14 protein-coding genes are annotated in these 19,411 nt (G+C 57.0%); 8 read left to right on the top strand and 6 right to left on the bottom strand.

Annotated elements, in window-relative coordinates:
• Positions 1–86 precede the first annotated feature (86 nt).
• A complete protein-coding gene (locus ACFPPD_RS00760) occupies positions 87–977 on the bottom strand; it encodes an AraC family transcriptional regulator (RefSeq protein WP_209747701.1) in 891 nt (296 codons plus the stop codon).
• A 152-nt stretch (positions 978–1,129) separates the two neighbouring features.
• Here ACFPPD_RS00760 and ACFPPD_RS00765 point away from each other — a divergent pair, with 152 nt between their 5' ends.
• The 4 genes from ACFPPD_RS00765 to ACFPPD_RS00780 all read left to right on the top strand — a co-directional run bounded on the left by ACFPPD_RS00765 (position 1,130) and on the right by ACFPPD_RS00780 (position 8,179).
• A complete protein-coding gene (locus ACFPPD_RS00765; RefSeq protein ID WP_209747703.1) occupies positions 1,130–4,471 on the top strand; it encodes a DUF5107 domain-containing protein in 3,342 nt (1,113 codons plus the stop codon).
• Positions 4,468–6,825, top strand: coding sequence for a beta-galactosidase (locus ACFPPD_RS00770; RefSeq protein WP_209747705.1), 2,358 nt, complete (start codon positions 4,468–4,470; stop codon positions 6,823–6,825). Before ACFPPD_RS00765 ends, ACFPPD_RS00770 begins: the two co-directional genes overlap by 4 nt.
• Positions 6,826–6,856: 31 nt before the next feature.
• Positions 6,857–7,816, top strand: coding sequence for an aldose epimerase family protein (locus ACFPPD_RS00775; RefSeq protein WP_209747707.1), 960 nt, complete (start codon positions 6,857–6,859; stop codon positions 7,814–7,816).
• 66 nt (positions 7,817–7,882) lie between these two features.
• Positions 7,883–8,179 carry a DUF1292 domain-containing protein gene (locus ACFPPD_RS00780; RefSeq protein WP_209747709.1) on the top strand — a complete coding sequence of 99 codons (297 nt, stop codon included), beginning with the start codon at positions 7,883–7,885 and terminating at the stop codon, positions 8,177–8,179.
• A 94-nt stretch (positions 8,180–8,273) separates the two neighbouring features.
• Here the strand turns inward: ACFPPD_RS00780 and ACFPPD_RS00785 are convergent, their stop codons facing one another.
• Together ACFPPD_RS00785 and ACFPPD_RS00790 are read right to left on the bottom strand one after the other, a co-directional pair.
• Positions 8,274–8,693 (bottom strand): DUF1885 family protein, encoded by a 420-nt coding sequence (locus tag ACFPPD_RS00785; protein ID WP_209747711.1) that lies wholly within the window; start codon positions 8,691–8,693, stop codon positions 8,274–8,276.
• 56 nt (positions 8,694–8,749) lie between these two features.
• Complete coding sequence (locus ACFPPD_RS00790) at positions 8,750–10,222, bottom strand: aminotransferase class I/II-fold pyridoxal phosphate-dependent enzyme (protein ID WP_209747713.1); 1,473 nt, start codon at positions 10,220–10,222, stop codon at positions 8,750–8,752.
• Between the two features lie 330 nt (positions 10,223–10,552).
• Between ACFPPD_RS00790 and ACFPPD_RS00795 the strand changes: the two genes are divergently transcribed.
• The gene (locus ACFPPD_RS00795; protein WP_209747715.1) at positions 10,553–11,728 is read left to right on the top strand and encodes an MFS transporter; all 1,176 of its coding nucleotides are present in this window, start codon (positions 10,553–10,555) and stop codon (positions 11,726–11,728) included.
• Positions 11,729–11,996: 268 nt separating this feature from the next.
• The gene (locus ACFPPD_RS00800) at positions 11,997–15,023 is read left to right on the top strand and encodes an efflux RND transporter permease subunit (protein WP_378081007.1); all 3,027 of its coding nucleotides are present in this window, start codon (positions 11,997–11,999) and stop codon (positions 15,021–15,023) included.
• Between the two features lie 69 nt (positions 15,024–15,092).
• Here the strand turns inward: ACFPPD_RS00800 and ACFPPD_RS00805 are convergent, their stop codons facing one another.
• On the bottom strand, positions 15,093–15,737 hold the full coding sequence (locus tag ACFPPD_RS00805; protein ID WP_209747720.1) for a YktB family protein: 645 nt from the start codon (positions 15,735–15,737) through the stop codon (positions 15,093–15,095).
• 537 nt (positions 15,738–16,274) lie between these two features.
• On the opposite strand from ACFPPD_RS00805, the gene ACFPPD_RS00810 reads away from it, so the two are divergent.
• Positions 16,275–16,874 (top strand): hypothetical protein, encoded by a 600-nt coding sequence (locus tag ACFPPD_RS00810; protein WP_209747722.1) that lies wholly within the window; start codon positions 16,275–16,277, stop codon positions 16,872–16,874.
• A gap of 93 nt (positions 16,875–16,967) precedes the next feature.
• On the opposite strand, the gene ACFPPD_RS00815 is transcribed toward ACFPPD_RS00810, so the two are convergent.
• The gene (locus tag ACFPPD_RS00815; RefSeq protein ID WP_209747724.1) at positions 16,968–17,501 is read right to left on the bottom strand and encodes a YceI family protein; all 534 of its coding nucleotides are present in this window, start codon (positions 17,499–17,501) and stop codon (positions 16,968–16,970) included.
• Positions 17,502–17,671: 170 nt separating this feature from the next.
• Here ACFPPD_RS00815 and gndA point away from each other — a divergent pair, with 170 nt between their 5' ends.
• Positions 17,672–19,087, top strand: coding sequence for an NADP-dependent phosphogluconate dehydrogenase (gene gndA / locus ACFPPD_RS00820; RefSeq protein WP_209747726.1), 1,416 nt, complete (start codon positions 17,672–17,674; stop codon positions 19,085–19,087).
• On the opposite strand, the gene ACFPPD_RS00825 is transcribed toward gndA, so the two are convergent.
• Positions 19,077–19,373 carry a hypothetical protein gene (locus ACFPPD_RS00825; RefSeq protein ID WP_209747728.1) on the bottom strand — a complete coding sequence of 99 codons (297 nt, stop codon included), beginning with the start codon at positions 19,371–19,373 and terminating at the stop codon, positions 19,077–19,079. The two genes, gndA and ACFPPD_RS00825, sit on opposite strands and share 11 nt — an antisense overlap.
• Positions 19,374–19,411: the final 38 nt, after the last annotated feature.

A 19,411-nucleotide genomic window follows, 5' to 3' on the forward strand; every position in this document is an offset into this window, starting at 1 on the left:
AAAGCCGTCCCTTTCGTCATCGCGAGATGCCGGAGGGACGGCTTCTTATTATTTGTACGCGGGGAAGGGACATGGCCATTCGTGCGCTAACCCTTCGGCGTTCCCCGATAGGCGGACGGCGACAGGCCGATGATTTTCTTGAACAGCCGCGAGAAGTAGTACGGATCTTTGAACCCGAGCCCGTGGCAAACTTCCTTGACGCTAAGCTCGGAGAGGTCGAAAAGCTGGCAGGCGCGCCGCATCTGCATCCGGTGGAAGTAGTCGATCGGCGCGAAGCCGGTTTCGGCTTTGAACAGGGTGTTCAGATGCTGCTTGGATATTTGCGCATGCTGGGCAAGCTCGTCCAGCGAGAACGACAGCTCGAGATGTTCCGCCATGAATTTCATCGCATTCTCGATATAGGTTTTCTTGCGCGCATCGACTTTGCGCCCGGGAAGTAGACCGATCCCGCTTAGCAAATAGGCAATCGTCTGGGAGACGTGCGCAAGGTGGGGAACAGAGTACGATTTCGATGACAACGTATCGTAAATCTCATGAAAATGAAACACGAATTTCTCCGCTTCTCTATGAGACAGCGAGAGTGGCACATCGCTCGCTTCTATTCCCCGAACGTAATGCGGGGCCATCTCTCCCGAGAAATGAAACCAGTAAATACTCCATGGATTCGATTCGTCCGCTCCGTAGGCATGGGGGACGTCCGCCGGAAGAATGGCGAGTTCCCCTTCGCTCAGCTTGAACGAGGATCGGCTCTCGCCATTGCCCTTCGATATCCAGCCGGCACCTCCGATGCAGTAGATTAGGATGGAAGACTCGCATCCTCTTGCCCGCTCGAGATAATGATTGCGGGCTTTTGGATAATAACCGATGTCGGTCACGTACAATTGGCGAACGAGCGGATACTGCACCATCTCGCCCAGCAAATACGCCGGCAACACGATGATTTTCTCCGCCTCGAAGCCTTCTGCTTTTTTGAACATACCCATGGCTCCCGTTTTTGTATCTACAAGGACGATTGTAAACATAAATCAGAATATCGTCCATCATAAACAAGAAATCGTGAATTGTTCGAAGGCCCTCTCTTCGTTAAGGTAAGGGTAAGATCCTTATCAAGCTATCAGGAGTGACGATCATGACGAAATCCCCGTCCCGCGTACGCGTATGGGAAGAAACCGCGCACATTCCGACCTACGGCGTCGGCAAGCCGGACAAAAATCCGATGTTCCTGGAGAAGCGCGGCTATCAAGGCAGCTCGGGCAAAGTGTATCCGCACCCGGTCATCGATAAAATCGAGGACGAGAAAAAACCGCAGCCTTACCGGATGGTCATTCTCGAGAACGATTACTTGCGTATCGAGATGATGCCGGAGCTGGGAGGACGCATCTACCGGGCGATCGACCGAACGAACGACTACGATTTCGTCTACTATAATCAGGTGATCAAACCCGCCCTCGTCGGTCTGGCCGGACCGTGGATATCGGGAGGCATCGAGTTCAACTGGCCGCAGCATCACCGTCCGAACACGTACGGTCCCGTGGAGTGCCGCTTGACTAACAACGAAGACGGCAGCGCCACCGTGTGGATCAGCGAAATCGACCGCATGTACGGCACGAAGGTGACGGCGGGCTTCACGTTGCATCCCGGCAAAGCCTACTTGGAAATCTCCGCGCAGCTGTACAACCGGACGCCGGAGCCGCAGACGTTCCTTTGGTGGGCGAATCCGGCGGTCGCGGTCAACGACCATACGCAATCGGTATTTCCTCCCGACGTGACCGCCGTATTCGATCACGGGAAGCGGGACGTCTCCCGGTTCCCGATCGCGACGGGGACCTACTACAAGATGGATTATTCCGCGGGCGTCGACATTTCCCGATACAAGAACATTCCGGTGCCGACGTCATACATGGCGTACAAGTCGGATTACGATTTCGTCGGCGGCTACGATCACGCGGAGAAGGCGGGTCTTCTTCACGTGGCCAACCATCATATTTCTCCGGGCAAGAAACAATGGACGTGGGGCAACGGGGAATTCGGACAAGCGTGGGACCGGAATTTGACGGACGAGGACGGCCCGTATATAGAGCTCATGACCGGCGTCTACACGGACAACCAGCCGGATTTCACTTGGCTTCAGCCATACGAAGAGAAGTCGTTCAAGCAATATTTCATGCCGTACAAAGAGATCGGAGTCGTGAAGAACGCGACGATAGAAGCGGCGGTCAACCTGGAAATCGACGAAGCGGCCGGCACGGCGACGTTGTTCGCGTACGCGACTTCCGTATACGAGGGAGCGACGGTCGAACTCGTCGGCGCGGGCGCCTTGCTGTTCCGGGAGACGGTGTCGTTGTCGCCTCGCGATTCGTTCCGTACGACGGTCAAGCTGAACGGGAGCCTATTGCCGCATGACTTGACCGTCGCGGTGAAAGACGCGGCAGGCCGGATTCTCGTCGGATACGCGCCGAAGAAGCCGGAAATCGAAGAAGTGCCGGAGGCCGCCAAGGCGCTTCCGGATCCGGCCGAGCTCGCGACGAACGAGCAGCTCTACTTAGCGGGCCTTCACCTCGAGCAATACCGGCACGCGACGTTCGAACCGGAAGCCTATTATTCGGAAGGATTGAAGCGGGACGCAGGAGATATCCGGATCAACGTCGCTTATGGGACGTTGCTGCTTCGGCGGGGAATGTACGCGGAGAGCGAGAAGCATTTCCGCGCGGCGACGGCCAGACTGACTTGGCGCAATCCGAATCCGTACGACGGGGAAGCCTACTACCAGCTCGGCGTCTCGCTCAAGCTGCAAGGCCGGTTGGACGAAGCGTTCGCCGCCTTGTACAAGTCGGTCTGGTCCGCGGCATGGCAGGATAGCGGCTATTACGCGTTGGCGCAGATCGCGACGGAGAAGGGCTCTTACGCGGAAGCGCTAGAGCTCGCCGAGCGCTCTCTCGTCCGCAACTCCCGCAACTACAAGGCGCGCGACTTGAAGACGGCGTTGCTCCGCAAGCTGGATCGACGGGAAAAAGCGATCTCGTTCGCGCAGGAGACGATGCGGACGGACATCGCGGATTTCGGCGCTTATAACGAACTGAGGCTGGCTGCGGAAGAGGCCGGCGACGCGGCCGAAGCGCAAGCTCGGCTAGGGGAGTTGCTCATCTTGCTGCGGGGAGACCCGCACAACGCGCTGGCGCTCGCCGCGGACTATGCCGGAGCCGGATTGTTTGAAGAAGCGATCGGCGTGCTCGGTTTAATCGCGCCAAGCGATAAGGCGGACGCCTATCCGATCGTTCATTATGCGTTAGGTTATTTGTACGGGAAACTCGGCGACGCGTCGGTCTCCGCCAGACATCTTCTTGCCGGGCGCAACTCCTCGCCGGATTATTGCTTCCCGAACACGATGTTCGACTACGAGGTGTTGCAATACGCGGCGTCCGCGCAAGCGAACGATCCGAAAGCGAACTATTACCTCGGCAACTGGCTGTACGATAAGAAGAGGCATGCGGAAGCGATCGAGCGCTGGGAGCTCTCCCGCAAGCTCGATCCGGCTTTCCCGACCGCTCATCGGAACGCGGCTCTCGCCTATTACAATAAACTTGGCGACGCGGATAACGCCCGGTTGGCTCTGGAACAAGCGTTCGAGTGCGACCGGAGCGACGCCCGCGTGTTTTACGAGCTCGACCAGCTGTACAAGAAGATCGGCATGCCCCCGGAAGAACGGTTGGCAACGCTGGAGAACCATCGCGAACTCGTCGCGGCGCGGGACGATTTGTATTTGGAATACGTCACGCTGCATAATCGATTGGGACGCCACGGGCAAGCGGCCGAACTGCTGGCGGCGAGAATGTTCCATCCGTGGGAAGGCGGCGAAGGCAAAGCGACGGGGCAATACGTGCTATCCCATGTCGAGCTGGCGAAAGCGAGCTTATCGGAAGAGAAATTCGAACAAGCGGCCGAGCTGTTGCGGAAGGCGCTCGTATACCCCGATAATCTGGGGGAAGGGAAGCTGTCCGGCGCCCAGGAAAACAATATCTACTATTATCTCGGCTGCGCGTTCGAAGGATTGGGGCATGCCGAACAAGCGGAGGAAGCTTACCGGATCGCGTCGCAAGGACTCGAGGAACCGGCGAGCGCGATGTATTACAACGACCAGCCGCCGGATATGATTTATTATCAAGGGCTGGCTTGGCTGAAGCTGGGTAACGACCGCGAAGCGAAGAGACGCTTCAATAAGCTGGTCGACTACGCGGAGCGCCATCTGTTCGACGAGGTCAGGATCGATTACTTCGCCGTTTCGCTGCCGGACTTCCTCGTGTTCGAGGACGATCTGAACAAGCGCAACGAGATTCATTGCCGGTACATGAGGGGGCTCGGCCTGCTCGGTCTCGGGAACGGGGACGAGGCGTCCGCGGAACTCGAGCGCGCGCTAGGCCTGGACGGAAACCATCTCGGCGCGTTCATTCATCTAGAAGGAGCTGCGACATGATCAACTATCGCATTCGGGTCGAGAACGACCGAAAAAACATTTTCTCCGGCCATATCCATCTCGGCGGCTCCAACCCCTCCGGGGAGCGTATCGGCTTCACGAACTATTTCATGGAAAAGAACGGAGAGCCTTTCATCGGCGTCTGCGGCGAATTCCATTATTCCCGTTACGACGAACGTTATTGGGAAGACGAGATCGTGAAAATGAAAATGGGCGGCGTCAACATCGTCGCTACCTACGTTTTCTGGAATTTGCACGAGGAGGTCGAAGGGACGTTCGAATGGGGCGGCAACAAAGATTTGCGCCGCTTCGTCGAGCTGTGCGGCAAGCACGGCGTGTACGCCATCGTCCGTATCGGTCCATTCGATCACGGCGAGATCCGCAACGGGGGATTGCCGGACTGGTTGTTCGGCCGTCCGTTCGAGGTCCGCTCCAACGACGAAGGTTATTTGGCATACGCGAGACGGCTCTACGGAGAGATCGGCAAGCAACTGCAAGGTTTGTTGTACAAAGACGGAGGACCGATCATCGGCACCCAGATCGAGAACGAGCACAACCATTCGTCCGCGCAATGGGGCATGACGGTCGGCATCAACAATATGTGGCTGAACGGCGGCAGCGACGGCAACGCCCATATGTTGACGCTCAAGGAAATGGCGCTCGAAGCGGGCATCGATACGCCGATCTACACGTGTACGGGCTGGGGCGGCGCGACGACGCCGGTGCCGGACATGCTTCCGCTATGGGGCGGTTACGCCTACTGGCCGTGGATATATTACGAGACGGACCGGTTCGAGGACGTGAAGGAGCATCCGGCGACGCCGGAGTATATTTTCCGGGACAAGCACAATAACGCCATTCCGAAGAGCTACAACTTCGAGCCGTTCTATTCGCCGGAAGACTACCCGTACGCTTGCTGCGAGATGGGCGGGGGGATGGTGCAGTTTTACAAGTACCGTTTCGAGCTTCCGTATAAAAGCGTGCCGGCGATGACGGTCATGAAGGTCGCGGAAGGCTGCAATTTGCTCGGCTACTATATGTACCACGGAGGGACGAATCCGAAAGGGACGGTCAATCCTTATACGAACGATTTGGCGACGCCGAAGCTGAGTTACGATTTCAACGCGCCGATCGGCGAATTCGGTCAGGTCAGGGAGTCCTACAAGAGGACGAAGCTGCAGCATTACTTCTTCTCGGCGTTCGGGAGCACTTTCGCGCGGACGAAAACGATATTGCCGGGCGACACGTCCGGCATGGATCCGCACGACGTCGATACGCTTCGCTACGCGGTCCGTTCGCATGGCGGAGCGGGCTTCCTATTCCTGAACAACTTCCAGGACCACGTCGTCAATCGCGATTTGACCGGCTTCAACGTCAGTCTCGATTTGCCAGGCGAGACGATAACGATTCCGCGTGAAGGCGAACTCGCCATCGCCGCCGAAAGCTTCGCCATGTTGCCGTTTAACTTCGATTTGGGCGGCATCAAGCTGAAATACGCGACGACGCAGCTCGTAACGAAGCTCGACGTCGACGGCGAAACGTTCTATTTCTTCTGCATGCCGCAAGGCATAAAGGGCGAATACCGTTTACTGTCGCAAGATCTGGAATCGGTCGAAGTCGATCGCGGAACGGTCGAACGTTCCGAAGACTCGACGCTGATCGCGGTCGAAGCCGAACGGGATAGCTTAATCCGCCTGACGTCCGCCGGCGGTCGGAAAATCGCGATCTATACGATGACGGACGAGAGAAGCCTCGACTTCTGGAAAGTCGACGTCCGCGGGCGCGAACGCTTCGTCTTCTCGAACGCCAATCTGCTCGTGTCGGGGGACGAGATCAAGCTCGAATCGACCGAAGAGACGGACGTGACGTTCAGCGTGTTCCCGGATTTCGAGCGATCGTTCGGAACGGTAGAAGGCGCGGATGTGATCGGCCGCGCAACGGAAGGCTTGTTCGCGACGTACACGCTTCGAGCGCCTCGGAAGACGATCGGCTTCGCTTTCGAGAAGGTCAAGAAAGAGCGGGCCGTCCTGCGCTTCGAAGCGGGCTCGATGAACGGCGTCAAAGAAGCGCTGCTCCGCATCGATTATTCCGGCGATATCGGTTATGCGTTCATCGACGGCGATCTCGTCAACGATAACTTCTGCAACGGCACGACGTGGGAAATCGGATTGAAGCGGTTCGAGGAACGGCTCTTGGAGAAGGGGATGTACATTTACGTTTCCCCGATCCGCAAAGGGACGGTCGTGAACAGCAATACGACGATGGCGGGCTGGAACGAGACGGCCAAGGAGCTCATCGCCGACATCGCTTCGATCAGCGCCGTAACGGTCTACGAGATCGTCTTGAAAGCTTAGCGCAACGGAACGGCGGAAAGGGGGAGCGGAGATGGCCGCGGCGTCGCGCCAATGGAGCGTATACGAAGAGCAAGGGTATTTAGGCGTGTTGGGCGAAAACGAGCGGCTTGCCGTTCGTATCGTTCCCGCCAGAGGGGGCAAAATCGTCTCTCTCGTCGACAAGCGAACGGAGAGGGAATGGATTCACCGGACGGAACGGCCGTGGGAACCGCTACGGTACGGCATGAATTGGGGCGAAGGCGACCGGGGCGGTTGGGACGAGATGTTCCCGACGATCGATGCCTGTCCGTGTCCGGACGAACCATGGCGAGATGAGAGTTTCCCGGATCACGGCGAAGTATGGTGCATGCCTTGGCGGCACGCGATCGAGGAAGACGGCTTGCGGCTTGAAGTCGAAGGCGTACGGGTACCTTACCGGCTAAGTAAAAAAGTCTATCTCGATGCGGCGGGGTTGCGGATCGAGTACCGCCTCAGCAATCCGACGCCGCATTCATTCTCATATTTGTGGGCTGCCCATCCGCTGCTGCGCGTCAGTCCCGGCATGAGACTGTTGACGGAGCCCGAGCGCGGCCGGATTCAAGTCGCATATTCGCATCGGAATCGGCTCGGCGAGCCGTTAACGTTCGCTTCTTACCCCGAAGCGTCCGCCGCGGACGGCAAGAGCGTCGTGGACTTATCCGTCCTCGAAAGCGCGGAAAGCCGAGCCGCGGAGAAATACTATTTCGCCGATCCGTTACGCGAAGGGTACGCGGCCGTGGCCGATCCGGACGCCCATGAAGCTCTCGCCTTTCGTTTCTCCCCCGAGGATACGCCATATCTCGCGATTTGGGCGCATTACGGAGGGTTCGACGACTACACGTTCGCCGTCGAGCCGGCGTCCGGTTACATGGACAGCGTGCAGACGGCTCATCGGTTGGGCAAGGCGAAAAGGGTGGAAGGCGGTTCCGAGAATCGTTGGACGCTCTCGGTATCGCTCGTGTCCCTCGATTGACCCCCGATACCGGAAGTGATACGATACGTGAGAAGAACAATTCCAACGATTGAACGGAGGTTCGCCATGAGCGATCATATCCATGACGAAAACTGCGACCATGACCACGACGAAGCCGTGTTCATCGTAACGGACGAAGACGGCAACGAACACGAGATGGTGCTCGTGTATACATTCGAATCTAACGATCGTGCCTACGCCGTGCTTCTGGATCGCAACGATCCGGAAGACGACGGCGTTATTTTCCGCGTCGAGCAAGAAGGAGAAGACGAAGTTCTCGTCAATATCGAAGACGATCAGGAATGGGAAACGGTCATGCGTGTATATGAAGAGCTTGCCGCGCTGGAGAACGATAACGGCTAATCGCCCTTATCCGTCCCGCGATCCAAACCCAAAAAAGCAGCAATCGCCCTTCCTTCGGGAAGGCGGTTGCTGCTTTTTTCTATAAGGAACGAAATTACTTGCGAGGATTGAAATAAATGGTTCGGCCGTTAAACATTTCGACTTCCGCTTGGAGCTGCTTGCCGATCCATTTGCACAGTTCGTTCGCTTTCGCTTTATCCCCGTGCGTGGAGTCGTTCGGAAGAACAAGCTGAATGTAAGGGACGGAGACGCCTTCTTCTTCGCGCGAGCCGGTTCCGACGACGATGTAACGGTATTGCGGCGTTTGGCCTTTTAAGTAGAACCACTGGTCGTTCGCTTCGGGCTTGCTTTCGATCCGGTACGGGAACGCCGCTTCGGCGTAATCCCAGCCGAGCTGTCGGCCAGTGAGGGCCATTTGCTCGCGGTAACGCGACAGCTGTTCCTTCACCCCGTTCAAATCCACCTCGGCGACGGCCGAGCCTTGCACCAGCTTGATGAAAGCGCTTTGACTCATCGGTTCCACCTCCACGCCCATGATAGCATTTTCCCGTTTTTCTGGCAATTGCCAGGTTACGAGATGGCGGTTTCTTCCATGATGACTTTGACGTGGGTGACGGAGCGGTCCTCGGGACCTTTCACCGGCAAGCCGACCTCGAGATGATCGACGATGTAATCGATGTTTTCTTGCGAGATGACTTCTCCCGGGAGCAGGATCGGAATGCCCGGCGGATAGACGTAGATGAATTCCGCGATAATCCGGCCGGCCGACTCCTTGAACGCGACAAGCTCCGTTTCCCCGTAGAACGCGTCTCTCGGCGTGAGCGCGAGATGGGGGATTTCCGGGATTTTCACGACGAGCTCGCGGATTTCTTTGTTCTCCGAATGGTAGGCGTCCGACATCGCGTTCAGCGCGTCGATCAGAATGCCGATCGATTCCTCGTCGTCGCCCGGCGTGATCAGGCACAGGATATTGTACATGTCGCTCAGCTCGACTTCGAGCCGGTAATGCTCGCGTAGCCAGTTCTCCGCGTCGTAGCCGGTAATGCCGAGATGGCGGACGTGAATCGTCAGCTTCGTCGGATCGTAATCGTAAGTCGCTTCTTCTCCGAGCAGTTCCTCGCCGAAGCTGAACAGGCCGGGGATGCGGTTCACTTGCTCCCGGGCTTTCTTCGCGAAGGCGACCGTCCGCCCGGCGATTTCCTTGCCCCTGACGGCGAGCTGCCTGCGCGCCGTATCGAGCGAAGCGAGCAGCGGATACGACGTGGACGTCGTCGTCAGCAAGCTGAGAATCGTCTGCACGCGCTGCGTGTTGACGAGGCCTTTGCGGACGTTAAGAATGGAGCTTTGCGTCATCGAGCCGCCGAGCTTATGGACGCTTGTCGCGGCCATGTCGGCGCCCGCTTGCATCGCGGACAGCGGCAAGTCGTCGGAGAAATGGATCAGAGCGCCGTGCGCTTCGTCGACGAGAACCGGAACGTCGTATTCGTGGACGAGATCGACGATCTCCTTCAAGTTCGTGCATACGCCGTAATAGGTCGGGTTGATGACGAGCACGGCTGAGGCGTCGGGATGGCGCTCGAGCGCGCGGCGCACCGAACGGGTCGTGACGCCGTGGTCGATGCCGAGGTTCGTATCCCGCACGGGAGACAAGAACACGGGGCGAGCGCCCGTGAAGATAATCGCGGACAGAATCGATTTATGTACGTTGCGCGGGATGATGATTTTGTCGCCGTGTCCGCAGACGGACATGATCATCGCCATGATCGCCGTGCTCGTCCCTTGCACGGAGAAGAAGGTCGCGTCGGCGCCGAACGCGTCCGCGGCCAATTGCTGCGCATCCAGGATGACGCCGACCGGTTGATGCAAGTCGTCGAGCGGGGCAATGTTGATCAAATCGATATCGAGAACGTTCTGACCGATATATTCGCGGTATTCGGGATCCATGCCGGCGCCCTTCTTGTGGCCCGGAATGTGGAATTGTACGGGATTTTGCTTCGCGTGGGAACGCAGCGCGTCGAACAGCGGTGTGCGGTTGTGATCCAAAGTGAGGTTCCCTGCCTTCCATTAATGAGGTAGTTCAATATTTCCGACCGAAAATATTGAACGTTACGAGTATCAACATGAACTGTTGATTTTGTTTGAACTTAGGTCGTCCAAACAAGCATGAGTATAACAAATATGGGGGGGAAATCAACCGCATTTCCGCGCGCGCCCGGCCGGCGCCGCGTTACCGTCCCCCGGGCGCCCCGCAAGTTGTCACGAAAACGCCATCGGAACGCATTTGGAACGGGGCCCGCGATATGCTACCATCAGTCATATGACGTAATTCTACGAATCGAGAAGCTTCCATGAGTCAGAGGAGAGGACATTCACGTGAAAAGCAAATTAGCGATCGTAGGCCTTATGCTCTTTACGATTTTTATCGGATTCGGCATTATCATTCCCGTCTTGCCGCAGCTCGTGTCCGAAGCGAGCGGCGAGTCGGCGAACTGGCATACCGGGGCGATGCTGGCCATCTATTCCTTGATGAGTTTCCTGCTTAGCCCGGTTTGGGGCGGTTTATCGGAGAAGATCGGGCGGCGGCCCGTCATCATGGTCGGCGTTCTCGGATTCAGCATCAGCTTCCTGCTGTTCGGCTTGTCTGGAGACAATCTCGCGATCATGTACGCTTCGCGCATTCTAGGCGGCCTGTTCTCCGGCGCGGTCGTCTCTTGCATCGTCGCGTACGTCGCGGACATTACGACGGAGAAAGACCGGACGAAAGGGATGGCCGTCGTCGGCATGAGCATCGGGCTCGGCTTTACGTTCGGACCGGGCTTCGGCGGCTTGCTCAGCGAAGTGCAGATCCATACGCCTTTCTACGCGGCTGCCGCGCTGTCGTTCATCGTCTTCGTCGCGGCATGGCTCAAGCTGCCGGAATCGTTGCCGCCGGAAGCTCGCGCCGTCAAGGCGAACGCCGTCAAGACTTCGCGCTGGGCCGCTTTCCAAGGCGCGCTGAAGTCGCTGTACGTGCTCGCTTTCTTCGTGACGTTCTCGCTCGCGATTCTCGAGGCGACGCTTCAATTATACGGCATGGACAAGTTCGGCGTGACGCCGCTGCAGATCGGGATGATGTTCTTCTTCTGCGGCTTGGCCGGCGCGCTCGTGCAGGGCGGCTTCGTTCGCCGCAAAATCAAGAACGGGCAGGAGAGCCGCTATATCGCAATAGGGCTTGTCATCTCGGCGCTGGGCTTCTTCCTGCTTCTGACCGCGAGCAGCTGGGGAGTCGCGACCGTCTACCTGTGCGTGTTCGGCATCGGCAACTCTCTCATCAAGCCTTGCGTCACGTCGCTCATCACGCAGAAGACGACGGTAGGCCAAGGCATCGCTTCCGGACTGAGCTCCTCGATGGATAGCCTGGGCCGGATCGTCGGACCGGTGCTCGGCGCGGCGTTGCTCGGCGCGGCGGATTGGCTGCCGTTCGTCGCATCGGGCGCGTTGTCGCTCGCGGCGCTCGGCTTGCTGGCCCACTTTCGAAGCCGGGATGTCGCGAAGGCGACCGCCGCTTGATTCACCGCGACGCATCGTTAACGGAACTACGAAACAACCGATGGGGAAACCTTTCGGTTGTTTTTTTGCATGTTAGCCCTTTCATTCCCTGATGTTCATATTCCGTTCATATTCGTCCCTTATTCTTGGAAAGAAAGGGCGTCTAAGGCAGGATGTGGAATCAGACTTTAGTCTAGGTTCAAGTCCGGTCTGCAGTCGTTTTTCACGCGCGAGCGAAACCGTTATGCTAGATTACAGAAAATCATGGAGTGGAAGGGGAACTATTCTAGTGAAAAGTTTGATAAACGGAGCATTCCGCAACAAAGCGGCCATGATCGTCATCGTGGTGATGGTACTTGCGATGGGGATTCTGAGCTACACGAAATTGCCGAGGGAATTCCTGCCGGAGGCGGACAATCCGCAGGTGACCGTTTCGGTCATCGGACCGGGCTACGACGCGTCCTCGATGGACAGGGAAGTGACGGGGCCGCTGGAGCAGGCGCTCACCTCGATCAAAGGGAAGACGAACATCTTCTCCACGTCGGGAGACGGCTTCGGCCAAGTGAATCTGAACTTCGACCCGAACACGAACATGAAAGAGGCGAAGCTCGAAGTAGAGAAGGCGGTCGCCGCCGTCCAGCTTCCGGCCAACGTATCGCCGCCGTACGTCGTTCAGTTCAACACGTCGATGATCCCGATCTCGTTCCTTACGGCGACGTTCGCGGACGGCGTGACGGACGCGCAGAAGGAAAAGCTGGAACAGCAGCTGCTGGATGAGCTGAAATCGATCGACGGCGTCGGCACCGTTCAGATGTCCGGCAAATCGCAACCGAATATCACCGTCGTACCCGATCTCGACAAGCTGACGGCGAAGGGCGTCCCGCTTCAAGCGTTATACGGCGTGCTGCAAGGCCGCGACGCTTCCGCCTCCGTCGGCGAAAGCACGCTGGACGGCCAGATCGTCAACTTGAACGTCTCCGCGACGCTGAGCGACGTCGAGACGCTGAAAGAGCTGCCGGTCGCCCAAGGCGTGAAGCTCGGCGACGTCGCGACGGTCACGTACGACGATTCCAAAGAAAGCTTGTTCCGCATGAACGGCAAAGACGCGCTCGATTTCGTCATCTCCAAGGGCGCGAATTCCAACGCGGTCAAAGTCGGCAGCGAAGTCGAGAAAATCGTCAAGAAGTATAACGGCGATCCGAAATCGCAAATGAACTTGATCGTTTACATCAGTACGTCCGAGCAAGTCGTTCATTCCGTCAACAGCATGATCCGCGAAGTGCTCATCGGCGCGTTGCTCGCGACGATAGTCATCCTGATCTTCATGCGCAACGTCCGGGCGACGCTCGTTACGATCGTCTCGATTCCGCTGTCGCTCGCCATGACGCTCTACTTGCTCGATTTGTCTGGCATCACGCTGAACATTCTGACGCTCGGCGGCGTCGCGGTCGCGGTCGGCCGTCTCGTCGACGATAGCATCGTCGTTATCGAGAACATTTTCCGCAGGCTACAGAAAGAGAAGTTCTCCGTCGAAGTCGTCATCGACGCGACGAAAGAAGTGTCCCGCGCCATTACGTCGTCCACGCTGGCCACGATCTGCGTCTTCCTGCCGATCAGCCTGCTGAGGGGCGGACTGCAAGCGTTCTTGCTTCCGTTCGCGCTGACGATGACGTACGCGATGCTCTCGTCGCTGCTCGTCGCCGTGACGGTCATTCCGCTCATGAGCGCCGGCATGTTGAAGAACTCGACGATCAAAGAGCACATGCCTTCCCGCCGTTTCACGCGTTTCCTCGAATGGAACTTGAGATTCAAGTGGATTCCGATCGTCGTCGTCATCATGCTGCTGTTCGGATCGCTCGGCACGTACGTGGCGATGCCGAAAGGCGCGATCGATTCCTCGAGCGCGGAGAACGTCAGCGTGACGCTCGAATACAAGCCGGATACGCCGGTTGCGCAAGTGCTCGATAACGGAATGAAGCTGGAACAGTATTTGATGAAGCGCGACGACGTCGAGTGGGTCACGATGTCGAACGGCAATAGCGCCGACGCCGCCAAATACGGCGCGGTATCTTCCCCGACTCTCGTCTCGTACATGCTGAAAATGAAAGACGGCGCAGACGCCGAGAAGACGATGGAAGACATCAAGGCGCAATCTTCCAATTACCCGGGCGGCGAGATTACGCCGGGAACGGGAACGTTCCTGACCGGCGGCAGCTCGACGCAGATCATCGTCGACATTACGGGCGATGATCTGAACGCGATCGGCAAGACGGCCGAAGATGTGATGGCCAAGATCAAGCCGGTGAAAGACGTCTTGAAGGTCGAAAGCAACCAGCAAGAGAAGAAAACGGTATATACGCTGAAGGTCGACCCGGCGACGGCGAAAGCCGGAGACATCGCGCAGCAGCTGCAAGGCATGCTGAACGCGGTGCCGATCGGCACCGTCGCGATCGACAACCAATCGGTTCCGGTCATGTTGCAGCCCGTCATGAAGCCAGATTCCGAGAACGAATTGAACGGTCTGACCGTCATGACCGACGCGGGCCCGGCTCCCGTTTCCTCGATCGCCCAATGGGTGAAGGAAGAGAAAGCGACGTCGTACTACCATAAAGACGGCAAAAGCTACGTCCGCGTATCGGCTTCCGTCGAGCCGTCCCAGTTGTCCAAGGTCGGCAAGGAAATCGATAAGCAAGTGAAGGAAGTCAAAGCGCCGGAAGGCGTGGAAATCAACGTCGGCGGCGCGTCCGCCGACCAATCGGCCGACATGATGAGCCTGTTCTCGATGCTCATCGTCTCGATCGGCATCGTATACTTGATCATGGTATTCACGTTTAAGCTCATCAAGGCGCCGCTGGCAATCATCTTCTCGATCTTCTTCATTCCGATCGGCGCCGTTCTCGGCCTGATCGTGACCGGCATCTCGCCGGACTTCACGGCGATCTTCGGCGTCGTTATGCTCGTCGGCATCGTCGTTACGAACGCTATCGTGTTGATCGACCGGGTACGCCACAACGAAGTCGACAAGAACATGACGATTCGCGAAGCGTTGCTCGAAGCGGCCGGCATCCGGATGCGTCCGATTCTGATGACGGCGACCGCGACCGTAGGTGCGATGCTGCCGCTCGTGTTCAGCTCGGCGGAAAGCGGAAGCATCGTCTCCCAGAGCTTGGCGGTCGTCGTTATCGGCGGACTGATCGTCTCGACGCTGCTGACGCTCGTTATCGTCCCTTGCATCTACGAATTGTTCTACTTCCGCAAGTCCGCGCGTCAGCGCAAAGCCCTCGCGACGGCCATTCGCGAAGCGGCGGCGCAATAAGAAGCACGCAATGCAAGAAAAGGAGCTTGTTCCCGGCGTGGCCGGGCGCAAGCTCCTTTTTCCATAAAACTAAGCCATTCGATAAAGGGGAAGAAGCGTGCGGAACGTTTGTTCCGCCAGGCGCAGGAACGCTTCTCCGTCGGCCAGAATCGGGTCGCCCCGACGAATGTGGATGCCGCATGTCAGCTCCGACGCTTTGACCGTCTTCAACCGGTTCAGCAGGTCGGCCAGTTCCTCGTCGGACAGTTCTCCGTGTTTCAGGCCGGTCGGCACCATATGGTCTTTCGACCAGACGAAGTCGTCCGGAATCGACTTGCGCAACGAGCCGAGTTCGGTTAGCGCCCGTTCGGCGAACCGTTCTTTGCCCGGACATTCGTAGATGATCGCGAATTGGACGAAAACGTGCGTGGACCAAAGCCCGATTTGGAAATGGGGGTAAGCTTTGTAACCGCGCTTGTTGTTCGCGAAGGCGACCCAAGAGTCGTTCGGCGGATTGACCGTCCGGCGGGCGTGCTTGGCGACGTGCACGAACATCTCTTCGCCGGTCAGGGCGGCGAGCGAAGCCGACGCCGTCTCGCCTAAGGCGTGGAATTTCGGACGAACCCGATCGATGAGGGCTTCCATTCTGGCTTCGAGCCCTTCGATCTCGAACACTTCGAAGTCGCTATCGCGAAATCCGGCGAATCGGTTCGCCGGGGAATGAACGATGGTCATGACGATTTCTCCTCTTCCTTGTAAGGGAGTTCAAAAAGCCCGATTTTGAACGTTACAGAAAGTTAAAGTTCGCAATAATGATTAAGCGAAATGAATACTTTCTGTACTTAGAAAAACTTCCTCAATTCGCGGTCGCTCATCTTCGAGAGTCCTTCGGTAGAAGTTTTTCTTATCACGAAGTGAATCATGAAGCTTATTCGACATCGAATCTTGAATGCTGCACGGGACTTCCGGTTCTCACGTAGGTTTGCCTACGCTCCGATCCTCATTCCCTAGCTTCTTTCAACCTTCTCGGTGCTGAAAACCGGGCTTTTTGAACATTCACTTAAGTGGGCTTTTCTGAAAAGTGTACCATCCGGGGACAATGGTGGGCAAGCGCTTGCGGATTCCGTATTCTTGAGCAAAATTAGGAAGCAAAATAGTCAAGAAACCAAGTTGCCATAACATAAGATGGAGTATAAGATAGAAGTAAGCCACAATATTCAGACAATTCGGTCAATATCTCAAGCCATGCGAAACGCAGGAGGGGGGATGGCCGTGAACCGCAGCCATGAGGTGGAATATTGCAACCTGGAGCTTCGTTTCGACCGTCGCCAAATTCAGAATTTGATCCGGGAGCTCATCCAGGAAGGCTATTCCCTTTACTGGAACGAGAACGACCATCAATTCATCGTTTCCGTCCGCACGGGCCGCAAGCTGCTGAAGCTCAGGTTTCTCCGGGTACTCGGGCGCTACAAGCTCGTCGGGGATTACTTGGTCAAGGACGAGAAGCTGGCGCAATGGATCGAGAAGCTCATTAACAACTCCCGCGGCCACGCCGTCGTCAAAAGATTTCACGATCACCAGGTGCTCAGAATCGAGAACATTATGTTCGGCGAAATTATCCGTCTCGTGGAGGTGTCCGGCATGGAACATCGGATTATTTTTCAGAAGCGTCCCCAAGTGACGATAGAAGACATGGTTCAGGCGTTCAAGTCCAAAAGAGCCGAGCAGCGAGCGGGCGTTCTTCGCCTTGAAATCGACTACGAGCTCGCCGTTCTCCACGAAGCTATCGTGAACGGCCATACTGAGGCGATCGAAGAGAGCAAGACGAAGTTGAAGGGCATGCGCACGGAAATGCTGTTACTGGAGCTATGACTGAAGCAATGACAAGATAGATCGCGAATAAGAACGGAGCGCTCCTCGAGAGAGGGGCGCTCCGTTTTCCGCGTTAACGGGGATATGAATGGATTAGTTCGCTTGGGCGAATTCGAGCTCGATATGGACTTTGATCGCGTCGCCGACGAGCAGGCCGCCCGTTTCCAGCGCGGCGTTCCAAGTGAGGCCGAATTCGGAGCGGCTGATGACGCCGTCCGCGGCTACGCCGAGCTTCACGTTGCCCCACGGGTCTTTGGCCGGTCCGGAAATTTCCGCGTTCAGCGTGACCGATTTCGTGACGCCGGAGACCGTCAGGTCGCCCGTCAGCGCGTAGTCGTCTCCGCCTTTGGACGAAAGGGCGGTTTTCTTGAACGAAATTTGCGGGAATTGCTCCGCGTTGAAGAAGTCCGCGGATTTCAAGTGGCCGTCGCGGCCTTCGTCCTTCGTGTTGATGCTGTTTACGTCGATCGTGAGCGTCGCTTCCAGCGCGGACAAGTCGGATGGATCGGCGGATACCGTCGCGTCGAAATCGTTGAAGCTGCCCCGTACGTTCGTGATCATCATGTGGCGAACGCTGAAAGAAATTCCGCTGTGAGATTTATCTAATGCCCAGTTGCTTGCTGCCATTATATACAACTCCTTAATATTTTATATTTACTATTAAACAGTAAGTGAATTGCGATTGCAAGAAGAATTTTCCGGTTTTTGCGAATAACAAATGATGGTTTTCATCTCGGTTCAAAAAGAGTACAATAGTCTTATTGTGAAAATTTTGTATCAAAAGGATGAAGAAAAACATGTCGAAAGCTAACATTGGCGTCGTCGGTCTTGCGGTCATGGGACGCAACCTCGCGCTTAACATCGAGAGCCGCGGTTTCACCGTAGCGGTGTATAACCGCTCCCGCGAGAAAACGGACGATCTTCTGAGCACTGAAGGCAAAGGCAAAAATCTCGTCGGCGCGTTCTCCGTCGAAGAGTTCGTCGCTTCCCTCGAGAAGCCTCGTAAAATTCTGATCATGGTTCAAGCGGGCGCGGGCACGGATGCGACGATAGAGTCGCTCATCCCCCACTTGGACCAAGGCGATATTATCATCGACGGCGGCAACGCGTACTTCCCGGATACGCAACGCCGCAGCAAAGACTTGACCGCTCAAGGCTTCCACTTCATCGGAACGGGCGTGTCCGGCGGCGAAGAAGGCGCGCTGAAAGGCCCTTCCATTATGCCGGGCGGACCTGAAGAAGCTTACCGTCTCGTCGAGCCGATCTTGACGGGCATCTCCGCCAAAGTTAACGGCGACCCTTGCTGCACGTACATCGGACCGGACGGCGCCGGACACTACGTCAAAATGGTGCACAACGGCATCGAGTACGGCGATATGCAGCTCATCTGCGAAGCTTACCAATTGTTGAAGGACGTCGTCGGCGTATCGACGGAAGAACTTCACGAAATCTTCGGCGAATGGAACAAAGGCGAGCTCGACAGCTACCTAATCGAGATCACGACCGACATCTTCTCCCACAAGGACGAAGAAACGGGCAAACCGATGGTCGACGTCATTCTCGACTCCGCCGGCCAGAAGGGCACCGGGAAATGGACGAGTCAAAGCGCGCTCGACTTGGGCGTTCCTTTGTCCATCATTACGGAATCCGTCTTCGCGCGCTTCTTGTCCGCGATGAAGGAAGAGCGCGTCTCCGCGAGCAAAGTGCTCAAAGGACCGCAGACGAAGCCGTTCCAAGGCGACAAAACCGCCTTCATCGAGAGCGTGCGCAAAGCGCTGTTCGCGAGCAAAATCTGCTCTTACGCCCAAGGCTTCGCGCAAATGCGCGCCGCTTCCGAGGAGTACGGCTGGAATTTGCGCTACGGCGACATCGCGATGATTTTCCGCGGGGGTTGCATTATCCGCGCCCGTTTCCTGCAAAACATCAAGGACGCTTACGACCGCGAGCCGGAGCTTCGCAATCTGTTGTTGGACGAGTACTTCAAAGGCGTCGTGGAAGCTTACCAAGACGCGTGGCGCGAAGTCGTGTCTACGGCGATCGCTTACGGCGTTCCGGTGCCTTCGTTCGCGAGCGCGATCGCTTACTACGACAGCTACCGTTCCGAGCGTCTTCCGGCGAACCTGCTTCAGGCGCAACGCGACTACTTCGGCGCGCACACGTTCAAGCGCCTCGACAAAGAAGGCACGTTCCATCACAACTGGATCAACGGTTAATATCACCCTGCGGCGACAGTTCGCTTAGCATCTTGCGGAAGCAGGCGGTCTCTTGGCCGCTCGGGCTTCGCCGGTGCAAAAGCAACAAGGCCATATCCGCGAAGCAGGCAAAATGGGCAAGCAGCTGTGGCCGATCGAGCCCCGACCATTCGGGAGCTCTATCGGCCACTTTTTTCTTCACGAAGCCCAGCGCCCACAGAACGTCCTCCCGGCATAGCGGGTAAGAGGGATCGAGCAGTCGCTTGAGCGGTTGTTCGGGCTGGGGAGCGGAGCGTTTAAGGTCCAAAGCGCAACATCACCTTCGGGCTATGTATCGGAATGTTC

Source organism: Cohnella suwonensis (assembly GCF_042655365.1).
GTDB classification, from domain to species: domain Bacteria; phylum Bacillota; class Bacilli; order Paenibacillales; family Paenibacillaceae; genus Cohnella; species Cohnella suwonensis.

Excerpts from the sequence above, each read along its gene's own strand:
- ACFPPD_RS00780 (WP_209747709.1), top strand. The coding sequence starts at position 7,883 with ATGAGCGATCATATCCATGACGAAAACTGCGACCATGACCACGACGAA.
- ACFPPD_RS00760 (WP_209747701.1), bottom strand. The coding sequence starts at position 977 with ATGTTCAAAAAAGCAGAAGGCTTCGAGGCGGAGAAAATCATCGTGTTG.
- ACFPPD_RS00765 (WP_209747703.1), top strand. The coding sequence starts at position 1,130 with ATGACGAAATCCCCGTCCCGCGTACGCGTATGGGAAGAAACCGCGCAC.
- ACFPPD_RS00815 (WP_209747724.1), bottom strand. The coding sequence starts at position 17,501 with ATGGCAGCAAGCAACTGGGCATTAGATAAATCTCACAGCGGAATTTCT.
- gndA (WP_209747726.1), top strand. The coding sequence starts at position 17,672 with ATGTCGAAAGCTAACATTGGCGTCGTCGGTCTTGCGGTCATGGGACGC.
- ACFPPD_RS00805 (WP_209747720.1), bottom strand. The coding sequence starts at position 15,737 with ATGACCATCGTTCATTCCCCGGCGAACCGATTCGCCGGATTTCGCGAT.
- ACFPPD_RS00785 (WP_209747711.1), bottom strand. The coding sequence starts at position 8,693 with ATGAGTCAAAGCGCTTTCATCAAGCTGGTGCAAGGCTCGGCCGTCGCC.
- ACFPPD_RS00770 (WP_209747705.1), top strand. The coding sequence starts at position 4,468 with ATGATCAACTATCGCATTCGGGTCGAGAACGACCGAAAAAACATTTTC.
- ACFPPD_RS00775 (WP_209747707.1), top strand. The coding sequence starts at position 6,857 with ATGGCCGCGGCGTCGCGCCAATGGAGCGTATACGAAGAGCAAGGGTAT.